Origin of the sequence: Sphingomonas flavida (genome assembly GCF_036663655.1) — a bacterium.
Taxonomy (GTDB): domain Bacteria; phylum Pseudomonadota; class Alphaproteobacteria; order Sphingomonadales; family Sphingomonadaceae; genus Sphingomonas.
The window spans coordinates 58,747-70,906 of sequence record NZ_JAXOJH010000003.1 but is presented as its reverse complement, the minus strand read 5'-3'; the positions used below and the strand labels follow the sequence as shown (position 1 = coordinate 70,906).

Annotated in this window: 8 protein-coding genes; all 8 read right to left on the bottom strand. The window is 68.4% G+C overall.

The features are described from left to right. Positions 1 to 94 precede the first annotated feature (94 nt). The 8 genes from U1703_RS04545 to U1703_RS04510 all read right to left on the bottom strand — a co-directional run bounded on the left by U1703_RS04545 (position 95) and on the right by U1703_RS04510 (position 11,911). A complete protein-coding gene (locus U1703_RS04545) occupies positions 95 to 880 on the bottom strand; it encodes an IclR family transcriptional regulator (protein ID WP_332784772.1) in 786 nt (261 codons plus the stop codon). 104 nt (positions 881 to 984) lie between these two features. After that, positions 985 to 2,727, bottom strand: coding sequence for an N-acetylglucosamine-specific PTS transporter subunit IIBC (gene nagE / locus U1703_RS04540; protein WP_332784771.1), 1,743 nt, complete (start codon positions 2,725 to 2,727; stop codon positions 985 to 987). Then, positions 2,724 to 5,174, bottom strand: coding sequence for a phosphoenolpyruvate--protein phosphotransferase (ptsP, locus tag U1703_RS04535; protein ID WP_332784770.1), 2,451 nt, complete (start codon positions 5,172 to 5,174; stop codon positions 2,724 to 2,726). Before ptsP ends, nagE begins: the two co-directional genes overlap by 4 nt. 54 nt (positions 5,175 to 5,228) lie before the next feature. After that, the gene (gene galA, locus U1703_RS04530) at positions 5,229 to 8,132 is read right to left on the bottom strand and encodes a beta-galactosidase GalA (RefSeq protein ID WP_332784769.1); all 2,904 of its coding nucleotides are present in this window, start codon (positions 8,130 to 8,132) and stop codon (positions 5,229 to 5,231) included. Continuing rightward, positions 8,129 to 9,280 (bottom strand): N-acetylglucosamine-6-phosphate deacetylase, encoded by a 1,152-nt coding sequence (nagA, locus tag U1703_RS04525; protein ID WP_332784768.1) that lies wholly within the window; start codon positions 9,278 to 9,280, stop codon positions 8,129 to 8,131. The genes galA and nagA overlap by 4 nt, the downstream gene beginning before the upstream one ends. Continuing rightward, complete coding sequence (locus U1703_RS04520) at positions 9,277 to 10,317, bottom strand: SIS domain-containing protein (RefSeq protein ID WP_332784767.1); 1,041 nt, start codon at positions 10,315 to 10,317, stop codon at positions 9,277 to 9,279. Before U1703_RS04520 ends, nagA begins: the two co-directional genes overlap by 4 nt. After that, the gene (locus tag U1703_RS04515) at positions 10,310 to 11,047 is read right to left on the bottom strand and encodes a GntR family transcriptional regulator (protein ID WP_320452149.1); all 738 of its coding nucleotides are present in this window, start codon (positions 11,045 to 11,047) and stop codon (positions 10,310 to 10,312) included. The genes U1703_RS04520 and U1703_RS04515 overlap by 8 nt, the downstream gene beginning before the upstream one ends. Positions 11,048 to 11,164: 117 nt before the next feature. Then, positions 11,165 to 11,911, bottom strand: a complete 747-nt coding sequence (locus U1703_RS04510; RefSeq protein WP_332784766.1) for a copper homeostasis protein CutC — start codon at positions 11,909 to 11,911, stop codon at positions 11,165 to 11,167. Positions 11,912 to 12,160 lie beyond the last annotated feature (249 nt).

The window sequence follows — 12,160 nt, the reverse complement described above, 5'->3', positions numbered from 1 at the left end:
CGAACGGTAAAGTCCCGTGTCGCCGGATTTGTTCAATCGGGAACGGCGCTCTATCGCCGTGAAGCCGGGCGCGGACAAGCCGATTGGGCCGCGATCAGATGCGGGCGTCGTTGCCGATCAAATGGTCGGAAATCACTCGGGCGGTGTCGCGCAACCGGGCCAGCGCCTCGTCTTCGCCGACGGGGGCATCGGTGATGCGGATGAACGGCACGGTCAGGACGGCGCAGGCCCGGGCCTGGCGCATGATCGGACAGGCCAGCTCGACCATGCCGAGGAGCTCGGCACTGTCGGACCGGGCGAAACCCTGGGTGGACAGCGCCTCGGCATCCTGGCGCAGCGCCTGGCGGGCCTCGTCCGACAGGGGCGGATCGAAGAGCGACTCCCACTCGCGCCGGGTGGCCTCCGACTGAAAGGCGTAGAGGGTTCGGCCCGACGGCGTCTCGTGCAGCGAACGGCGATACCCGACCCGCACCGAGAACCCGACCGAGGTGTCCGCCTCCATCCGTGCAATCACCGAGGAATCGGCACCGGATGGAATCGCGAGATAACAGGACTGCCCGATATCGTCGGCCAGCCTGCGCATCTCGGGCAGCGCCTGCTCCATCAGGCTACGAACCGGCGGGCGCTTCAGGCCCAGATGGAACAGCCGCGGCGTCATGACATAGCCGTCTGCACCCTGCGCGACATAGCCGCGATGCTCCAGCACCTGGATCATGCGGAACAGCTCGCCGGTCGATCGGCCCAGCCGGGCGACGATCGCGCTCATGGTCAGCGGATGCTCCTCCCCCGCCAGAAGCTCCAGGATGTCGAGCCCCTTTTCCAGCGCCGGCGCGCGGTACAAACGCTTGTCATCGACGCCGCTTGCCAGTTCGATTGGCAACACATCCTCCCTCGCGATCGTCGACGCTTTGTGTCGCGACCGTTTTAAACAAAATTAGGAATTGCCTACACTTTTTGTTCGACCGGCGGCAACATGGCTGTCGATCAGATGATGACCTTTTCTTGCATCAGCACGTGCACGGTATCGTCGGCCACGCGCACGCTTGTGCGGATCTGCGCGTCCGACAGCGTCCCCAGACGGGACGGATCGACCAGCACGATCCGCCAGCGTCCGGCATGGTGGCTGGCCGAGGCGATGTTCGCCGTTCCGCCGACCGCGTCCAGCACGACCTTGGGTATGGAGACGTCCGGCGCTCCGGACGATACAGACGAGGCGGAAGCAGCGACGGGCACAGCTGTCACCGCCTGCCGGGTCGCGGCGATCGGTCCGGCCTGGATCGCCTCGCGCATCTCCATCGCGATCGTGTCGGCGACGGGGCCCACGACCACCTGCACGCCGCTGGGCGACGGGCGGAGGATGCCCCGCGCGCCCAGCCGCTTGAGCGCGGGCTCGTCGACCTGCGTCGGGTCGGCGACGATCAGGCGCAGACGCGTGGTGCAGGCGGCGATCTCGGTCAGGTTGGTGCTGCCGCCCATCGCCGCGACGAAGGTGGCCCCACGACCACCCGCCGTCGGGGCCGCACCGGCCTCTACGATGACGTCCTCACCCGACGCCTCTTCGGCCTCGCGACCCGGCGTCTGGAGGTTCCAGCGGCGGATGGCGAAGCGGAAGACGCCGTAATAGAGCAGCGCATAGACCGCCCCGATCGGCACCAGCATCAGCGGCTTGGTCGCCTTGCCGAAGTTGATGACATAGTCGAACAGACCGGCCGAGAAGGTATAGCCCAGCCGGACGCCCAGCGCGTTCATCAACGCCTCGGACAGGCCGGTCAGGATGGCGTGGAAGGCGTAGAGGACCGGCGCCAGGAACATGAAGCTGAATTCGATCGGCTCGGTCACGCCGGTCAGAAACGACATCAGCGCCAGGCTGAACAACATGCCGCCGACCGCCTTTTTCCGCTCGGGCAGCGCCTCGTGGTACATGGCGAGGCAGGCGGCGGGCAGGCCGAACATCATGACCGGGAAGAAGCCGCTCATGAACGCGCCCGCAGTCGGATCGCCCGCGAAGAAGCGGGTCAGGTCGCCGGTCTTGCCGTGATAATCGCCGACCACGAAATAGGCGACGGTGTTCAGGATGTGGTGCAGGCCGGTGACGACCAGCAGGCGGTTGAGCACGCCAAAGGCGAACAGCCCCAGCCCACCCGCCTGCACGATGCCCTGGCTCAGGCCGTCGATGCCCGCATTGACCGGCCCGAACGCCACGCCGAGCAGCGCGGCCAGACCCAGGCCCGCAATGCCCGAGATGATCGGCACGAAGCGACGCCCGCCGAAAAAGGCCAGATATTCCGGCATCTTGATCGTGGCGAAGCGGTTGTAGAAACTGCCGCCGATCAGGCCGGAGACGATACCGATCGGCACGTCGAACCGGTGGATCGACTTTGCCCGCCATGCAGCCTCGACGGTGGCCGCGATATCCGTGGCCAGCCCCTTGGCGAGATCGGCCGGGGGCATGACCAAAGTCTCGGCACCCTTGATGGTGACGAGATAACAGGTGATGCCCGCCAGCGCCGCCGCGCCATTGCCGTCGCGGGCAAAGGCGGTGGCGACGCCGACCGCGAACAGCAGGCCCAGATTGTCGAAGATCGCATTGCCCGCATTCGCCATGAAGGCGATGTTCAGCATATCCGCCTGCCCCAGGCGCAGCAGCAGTCCGGCCACCGGCAGGACCGCGATAGGCAGCATCAGGGCCCGCCCGAGCGATTGTAGTGAGGCCATGGGCGAGCTCATGCGCCGATCTCCTGAAGCAACGTGGTGATATGGGCACGAACCGCCGCCGCCGACGGAAGCGCCAGCGCATGGATGGCCGCCGCGCGGCAGCGGGCCATCTCCAGCTTGCCGACCAGCGCCTTGATCGCCGCGACACGCGCGGGCGGCACCGACAATTCGGTGACGCCCAGCCCCAGCAAGATCGGCACCGCCAGCCTGTCGGCGGCCAGCGAACCGCAGACGCCGACCGGCGTATCGTGCCGGGACGCACCGTCACAAGTCGCGCCGATCAGACGCAGCACCGCCGGATGAAGCCCGTCCACCCCCGCCGCCACCGCCGCGTTGCCGCGGTCCATGGCCAGCGTATATTGGGTCAGGTCGTTGGTGCCGATCGAGAAGAAGTCGGCCTTGCGCGCCAGGATATCGGCGGAAATCGCGGCGGCGGGCGTCTCGATCATCACGCCCACCTCGGCCTTTCGGCCATGCCGCTCGACCACGGCGCGCACTGCCTCCAGTTCGGACAGGCTGGCGACCATGGGGGCCATGATCCGGCACGGCTGGCGCACCGACAGGATCGCGCCGACCTGATCCTCCAGCAGTTGCGGATCGGCGAGCGACACGCGAATGCCGCGCAGGCCGAGTGCCGGGTTTTCCTCGACGGGCAGGTCCATATAGGGCGCGGGCTTGTCGCCGCCGACATCGAGCAGCCGGACGATCATCGGCCGATCACCCAGCGCATCGGCGATGGCCTGATAATCGCGCGCCTGTTCGTCGCGGGTCGGCGCGGTTTCGCGCTCCAGGAACAGGAACTCGGTGCGCAGCAGGCCGCAGCCCTCCGCCCCCTCGATCACCGCCGCCTCGGCATCGGCGACCGAGCCGAGATTGGCGAACATCTCGATCCGGGTGCCGTCGCGTGTCCGGCAGGGTCCGGTCGCGGCGCGCGCCGCCTCGGTCTCGGCCTTGCGACGGGCGATGGTGTCACGCGCCTCACTTTGCGCATCGGCGTCGGGCTCGGGGTCGATCAGCCCGCGATCGGCGTCGAGCACGATCACCTGGCCATCCTCCAGCGCCGCCAGCGGTTCGCCGAACGCCACCGCCATGGGCAGGCCCATGCCCGCCGCCAGGATCGCGGCGTGCGAAGTCGGCCCGCCCTTGACCAGCGCAATACCCGCCACGACGGCGGCATCCAGCGCGGCGACCTGGCTGGGCAGCAGATCCTCGGCGACCAGGATCGCACCCCGGGGCACGCTCGGCCCCTCGATGGGCAGACCCGCCAGGGCGGCCAGGACATGGCGTTCCAGATCACGAAGGTCGTCCGCGCGCTCGGCAATGCGGCGGTCGCCGCTCGCCACGAGGACTGCGACCTGTTCGGTAATGGCTTCCTGCCACGCCACGCCCGCGCTCAACCCCCGGTCGATTGCGGCCAGCGCCGCATCGCCCAGCGTCGGGTCCGCGAGCATCGCGGCGTGCGCGGCCATCACCCCACCCCGCGCGCCACCGGCCTCGGCGGCCTGGGCCAGCCCGGCACGGACGCGGGCAAGCGCGTCGGCCAGGTGCTGACGCTCCTCCGCGACCGGCCCGGCCGTCAGCTCAACCGGAATGGCGGCGCGGGTCAGGCGGTGGATCGGGCCGACCGCCAGCCCCGGCGCGGCGGGCACGCCGCCCAGTCCGGGGCCCTCGCCACGCACCGGCTCGGGCACGTCGATCGGCGTATCCTTGATCGTCGCGTCGTTCAGGAACGCGATGACCTCGGCCATGGCGGCGGCGGCCTCTGCCCCGCTCGCCTCGATCCGCACCGTGGTACCATGCCCCAGGCCCAGGCCCAGCAACCCGACCGCGCTGAGCGCCGAGGCGTGACGATCGCCATGATGAAGGGTGACGGTCGCGGCATGACGGCGCACCGCCTCGACCAGCCGCGCGGCCGGACGGGCGTGAAGCCCGTGCGACAGCGCGACGACCATTTCCTCGACCAGCGTCTCGCCACCGGCATCGGCGACCACCGCCTCGACCACCAGCGGCACGACGCGGAGCAGCGGATCACCGACCGCGACCAGCCCGTTGGCGATCGGCTCGACGCCGTAGCGGGTGGCATCGGCGACGATGATGGGCGTGACGACGGCGGGCGCGTTCTGGACGAGATAATCGAGATCGAAGCGGATCAGCGGCTGGCCCGCCAGCACCTTGGCCCCCGCCGTCACCAACGGGGTCAGCCCCTTGCCGCCCAGCGACACGGTGTCGACGCCGATATGGCAGATCAGCTCATAACCGTCGGTGCTGCGCAGCGTGACCGCGTGCCCCGCCTCATGCACCGTCAGCACGGTGGCATCGCACGGCGCGCACAGCGTATCGTTGACCGGATCAATGGCCAAGCCGTCGCCCAGCATCTTTTCGGCAAAGACGGGGTCCGGCACCTCGGGCAACGGCGTCACCCAGCCCGCCAGCGGGGCCACAACGATCAGCTCACTCATCGCACGTCACTTTCGCCAAACTGCATTTATTCCCCGCGAGCGATGTCCCCGGCCTCAGCGCGGAGCCACCGTCACCCGGCCCAGCAGACCGCTCTCGATATTGCCCAGCCCCGCGACGATCAGCACGATCGTCCGCTTGCCCGCCCCCGACGGCAAAGTCGCCGTCATCGGGCCGGGCTTGGGATCGCGTTTCTCGGCGACCATCACGCCGTCCACCCACAGGCTCGCCATGCCGCCGACCGAGGTGAGACGCAGCGTACCGCCACGCGCCGCCACCGCACGCCGCGGTGTGACGCTGGCGCGATAGACCCGCCACCCCGCCGCTTCCGCCGGGGTGGGCGTGCCGGCCCGCACAAAGGCCCAGCCGTTATTGTCGCTGGCGGCGGGCGCGAGATCGGGCGAAGGCTTGGCGGCGAGCGGTGGCGAGCGCCGCCAGTCGCGCACATCCGTCTCCGCCGTCATCACCGGCACCTGCGCGCGCGCGGGCACGCCCAGCCGGTCAAGCCGCAGCGTCGCAGGCTTCAGGCCATCCGCCGTCGCGCGGATCGTGATCCGTCCCCGCCCGGCATCGGGTCGTACGATCATCTGCGCCAGGCCGTTGAACAGCGAGCGTTCGCTCGCCTTTTCGGACTCGTGGCTATTGGGATCACCATTGCCGACGCCGATGATCGCGCCGCCTTCGACGGCGAAGCGGGTCATCAGGTTCGCGGTCGGCACGTGCCGCCCCCTGGCGTCCACCGCGTCGATGGTGATGGCCTGCGCATCCTCGGTATCGCCCGCCATCACGGTGCGCGCGGGGGTCAGCCGCAGCGCGACCGGCGCTCCGACCGTCTCGTGCGCAGCGCGCGCGACCTCCCGGCCACTGCGATAGGCGATCGCCTCGATCCGACCCCGCGAATAAGGGATCGTCCATTCATTGCCCATCAGCCGGTCGACCGCCGCCTCGCCCACCGTCTTGCCGTTCAGGCGAAGGACCACGCGCTCGGCATTGGAGAGAACCATGACCTTGGTCGGCTGCCCCTCGCGCCCCGGCCAGCTCCAGTGCGGCGCGACCGCGACGACCGCTTCGTCATCGACCCAGGCGGCACGGTGAATGTCGAAGGCGACCTTCGGAAAACCGCACAAATCCATGATGCCGAAGAAGCTGGCGATCGTCGGCCATTCATAGGGCGTCGGCTCGCCATGATAGTCGAAGCCGGTCCACACGAACCCGCCCGCCACGTAAGGCCGCTCGGCGATCTTCTTCCAGGCACCGCGATGCGTGTCGCCCCAGCTCGCCGCCTCGTCGTCATAGCTCGACGCGATATGGCGCGCCGGATCGCTCGCAAAGGCACCACGCGTCATGAAGGCGCTGGTGTCCTCCGAACTGGTCATCGGCTTGGTCGGGTTCAGCCGGTGATAGCGGTCGTAATCGCCCTGATAATAGTTGAACCCGGTCACATCGACGACCTGCGCGACATTGACCGGATCGAAGAACGCCCCGTTCATCGCCGCCGTCACCGGGCGGCTGTCGTCCAGCGCGCGGACCCAGTGCGCCATGCGCTTGACCATCTCGACGCCCGAAGGCGTGCCCTGCATCGGCTCTTCGTTGAAGACCGACCACATGATGACGCTGGGATGGTTGCGGTCGCGGCGGACCAGCCACTCCAGCTGCGCGCGATATTCGGGCGCGGGATTGAATTGCCGATTCTCGTCCATGACGACCAGGCCCAGCCGGTCGCACCAGTCGAGCAACTCCGGCGTCGGCGCATTGTGGCTGGAGCGCACCGCGTTGCAGCCCATCGCCTTCAGCCGCTCTAGCCGCCAGCCGATCAACGCATCGGGGATCGCGGTCCCCACGCCCGCATGATCCTGATGCAGGCAGATGCCCTTCAGCTTGACGGACTTGTCGTTGAGGAAAAAGCCTCGGGCCGCGTCGAAGCGGATGGTGCGGAAACCGATCGGCACGCGCCGTTCGTCCGCCACCTGTCCGTCGCGGAGCAGCCGTACCTGCACCGTGTACAGCACCGGCCGTTCGATCGACCAGAGTACCGGATCGGTGACGGAGAGGTCGAGATGGGCAGTCGCCTCGTCCAGCGACGGGACCGTTGCGGTCGCCTGCCCTTGCGCGACGACCTTGCCCTGCGGATCGAGCAGCCGCGCCTCGACCGTCACGCCGGCCTCGCTCGCGGCGATGCTGGTCAGCGTGGCAGTGACGGGGACGTGCCAGCCATCGGCACCTTTGCGCGGATCGCAATGCACGCCGTCGGTCGCGATCGACACCGGCGCATAATCGCCCAACCAGACATGGCGATAGAGCCCGGCGCCTTCATACCACCAGCCCTCCATCGCCTCGGCATCGACGCGGACCGCGACGACATTCGCCTCGTCTCCGAAGCGCGCGAACGGGGTCAGGTCGATATGGATGGCGTTGTAGCCGGAGAAGTTATGCGCGACGACGCTGCCATTGACCCATAGGGTCGCATTGGTGGCAATGCCGCCGAACTCCAGCTCGATCCGGCGACCGCGCAGTGCCGGATCGAGCCGGAAGCTGCGACGATACCAGCCGATGCCGCGCGGGCGATATCCTTGCGCAACATTGGCGGTCTTCACGAAAGGCTGGAACGACGCCCAGTCGTGCGGCAGGTCGACCGCCTGCCAGTCGCTATCGTCATAATCGACCGCCGCCGCGCCGCGCGCATTGCCCGCCTTGACCGAGACATAGGTCGCGTTGTGCGTGTCGAGCGGGGCGGGCGCGATATCGCCCTCATGGAACAGCCAGCCGCGATCCATCAGCACGCGCGCCGCATCCTGCACCGGCAGGGCTGCGGGCAGCCGGTCGGTCGGGGCCGGCATGGGAAGCGCGCCCGCGCCATTCGCCGGGACGGCGGTGGCGGCAAAGCCACGGGCAGGCGCGATCCCGCCTGCCAGCCCCACCACCGCACTGCCCAGCAACAGGTCGCGGCGCGCGACCGTCATGCCGCGACCGGCTCCGCCGCCGCGATCCGCGTCTCGACCGGCTTCAGGCTCGCGTCGAGCACCACCCAGTCGGCGCGCAGACCCGTCGCCAGCGCGCCGCGCTCATGCGAAAGCCCCAGGAACGCCGCCGGGTTCGTGGCGGCCATCGCCGCCGCCTGATCGACGCTGATACGCAGCTGCTCGACCGCATTGGCGACCGCCGAGCCCATGTCGAGGTCGGAGCCCGCCAGCGTACCGTCGGTGTAGGTGCACTTGCCGCCCGACACGTCGATGTGGCGGCCGTGGAGGACGAAGTCCTTTTCAACCGCGCCGACCGACGACATGGCATCGGTGACCAGCATCATCCGGTCGAACGGCCGCGCCTTCATCGCCAGGCGCAGCATCGGCGCGGAGACGTGGAAGCCGTCGATGATCAACCCGGCATAGGGACGCGGATCGTCGAGCGTCGCGCCCGCCAGCCCCGGCACGCGCTGCTGCATGGCAGGCATGGCGTTGTAGAGATGGGTGACGCCGACCAGGCCCGCGTCGAACGCCGCGATCGCCTGTTCATAGCTCGCCTCGGTATGTCCGGCGCTGACCAGGACGCCCGCCTCGACCAGGCGGCGGATCGTCGCCACCGGCACACGCTCGGGCGCGATGGTCAGCATGACCTTGCCCTTGCGGGGGCGGGTCAGGACGGCGATCATCTCTTCGTCCAGGTCGCGGAAGCGCGCCGGATCGTGGATACCCTTGCGCGCCGGGTTCAGCACCGGTCCCTCGACATGGATGCCGACGATGCCGGGCACCTTGGCTTCGATCGCCTCGTCGATGGCGTCGAGCGCGCGGGCGATCTTGTCCGGCGTTTCGCTGACCAGGGTCGGCAGCATCGCGGTGGTGCCATAGACGGCGTGCGCCGCCGCCATGGTCGCGATGCCGTCCACGTCGAGACGGTCGTTGAACAACACGCCGCCGCCGCCGTTGACCTGGGTGTCGATATAGCCGGGTACGACCCATCCGCCGTTCAGGTCGATCGTGTCGCCCCCACCCTGGCCAGCACCATCGACCGCGCCGATCGACGCGATACGATCGCCATCGACGGTGATCTCCGCGCCGGGCAGGACGCCGCCCTGGGTCGCGACATGGCCGTTGACGAAACGGAAACGGGTCATAGCGTGCGGGTCACTTTCTGAAGATGCGGCGGCGAGTCGGGGTCCATGCCACGGGCGAGCGCCAGCGCCTCGACCATGCGGTAGAAGCTGGCGAGCATCGCAATCGGCTCCAGCGCGGGGTGGCCGGCGACCATGGGCAGCGCACCGCCCTGCCCCGCGACGAACGGCTTGGCGCCGCGTGCCTCGAACTGGTCGGCGACCGCCTTCACATCCTCGCCCGCCACGTCGGAGGTGGCGAAGCCCAGCACCGAATAGCCGGGCTCGACGATCCGCATCGGGCCGTGACGTACCTCGGCGGCGCTGAACGGCTCGGCCTGGATCGAGCAGGTTTCCTTCAGCTTCAACGCGGCTTCCTGCGCCACGCCGTAGCCGTAACCGCGACCGAGCACGAACATCTGGCTGACGCCGCGGAGGCCCTCGACCGCCGAGGACCAGTCCAGGCCCAGCGCCTGTTCGACCTGGCCCGGCAGGTCTTCCAGCGCGGCATCCAGCGCCTCGTCGCCCGCCCAGGCGGCGGCGAGCTGTGCCAGCCCCGCCAGTGCGGTCAGGCAGGACTTGGTGGCGGCGACCGCCTTTTCGGGTCCGGCCGACAGCGGCAGGAAGGTGTCGGCGCCGGTCGCCAGCGGCGACTCTTCATCGTTCACGAGCGCGACGATATGCGCGCCGCCCGCCCGGTACGCCTCGACCGTCGCCAGCAGGTCCGGGCTGCGCCCCGACTGCGAAATGGCGATGACCAGCGCGCCCTGCACCTTCATCGGCGTCTCGAAGATCGACGCGACTGAGGGTGCCGCCGACGACACCGGCACGCCGGTCTTGGTCTCCAGGATATACTTGCCATAGGTCGCGGCGTGATCCGACGAGCCGCGGGCAATGGTGATGATCACCGGCGGCGGGGCCGCACGCAGCCGCTCGGCCAGCGCCCGGACGGTCGGCGCATTGCGCGCGAGCAGACGGGCGATCGCCTCCGGCGCCTCCCCCGCTTCCGCTCCCATCAGGGTGCCGGTTCCCGCACGACCGGCGGTCATCACATCAGACATCGGTTAACTCCGCGACGAAATCATAGGCATCGCCGCGATAGAAGGACTGGGTATATTCCACCGCCCGTCCATCGCGTAGAAATCCGCGCCGTTCGATCAACAGGCCCGCATGGCCCGGATCGACATTCAGCATCTTGGCATGGTCCGCCCCGAACGGCACCGCACGCAGCCGCTGGAGCGCGCGCACCGGCCGGTTGCCCGCGCGCTCGAGCGCCGCATAGAGCGAGCGGTCGACCGCCTCGATCCCGGGCAGCGCAAAACCGGCGATGGTCGAAATCTCGATCGCCATCGGCACTTCGTCGGCGAAACGCACGCGCTGGAACCGGTACACCGGCGCGCCCGGCGACAGGCCCAGCGAGAGTGCCTCCTCTGGCGTGACGGTGCCCGGCGCGCGACTGACCCACTGGCTGCTCGGCGTGCGGCCGCGTGCGATCATGTCCTCGGAAAAGGACGACAGCTTGGAAAAGCTCTTCTCGACCCGCCCCGCGACGAAGGTACCCGCCCCGCGACGACGCGTCAGCAAACCCTCTTCGACCAGGCCGCCGATCGCCTTGCGCACCGTGATCCGCGACACGTCATATTCGATCGCCAGGTCGCGCTCGGCGGGAATCGCATCATCCTCGGCCAGCACATTGTTCGTGATGGCATCGCGCAGCAACTGCTGAAGCTGGAGGTACAGCGGCGCGGGATTTCCCTTTCGGAAAGAACCGACCTGCGCCGAGAATGTCATGGCCGCGCCATCTCCCCTTGCCCGGGCGTCGCTCATGCCACGCCCCGCTTCGATACGAGGCTTATCGCAGCATGACCAACCCGGCAACAGGTATTATATTTGGCATACATTGGATTTTTATTCCTCTCCGATTGCGTGCCGCAGCGCGATGATTTTTTCGGTGCTCGTCCGGCGTCTCGGCCCGGCGGCAAAGCCCATTTCGACGATGCGCGGATCGGTCCAGGGCTCGCGGATACTGGCAGAAGCATGGACTGCATCGATCCCCGTCCGGGCGATGAGCGCAGCGACATTCTCCGCCGAAACACCCGATCCGGCGATGACGGAAAGCCGCCCGCGTGCCGCCACGACCATCCTGGCGATTACGTCCGCGCCCTGCTCGGCGGTCGGCGCGCCGCCCGACGTCAGGATATGGTCATAGCCGATCGCGGCCACCGCCTCGACTGCGGCGACCGGGTCGGCAACCAGATCGACCGCACGGTGGAGCACGATCGCGACATCCTTCGCCGCGTCGCGCCAGCGCGCCAGGAGATCGAGGTCCAGCGATTGGTCGTCGCCCATCGCGCCCACCACCACAGCTGCAACGCCCTGCCCCACCATGCGCCGGATCTCGTCGGTGGCCAAGGCGACATCGGCCGGATCATAGCGGAAGTCGCCGTCGCGCGGCCGCACCATCGAATGCACCGGCACGCCCGACGCGACCGCCTGCGCCACCAATGCGGCCGAGGGGGTCAGACCACCCAGCCCCAGCGCGCCGCACAACTCGATCCGATCGGCGCCAGCCCGGACGACCGCCTCGATCCCCTCGGCGTCGTCGATACAGATTTCCAGCAGCGGCGGCCTTTGCCCGGCCGGTCGTGTCGCCATCATCCGCTCCCCCTGAATTTCGCCGCCCCTGCGCCCCGCCCCGAAGCGAAGGAGTCCGTCAGTGCGTCATTTAAGCATCACAAACCGCAATTTGCCAGTCCAATGGTCCCATAACAGAAAAGTCATATTTTTTCCGTTTACGGACCAATGTCAGTTTGGTTACAGGTTGGTAGTCCGAGCAAATCGTATAACAAGCTCGTCAGGGGAGGAACCCACCTGTCTTCCCCGGTATCGCAATGATCGAAACGT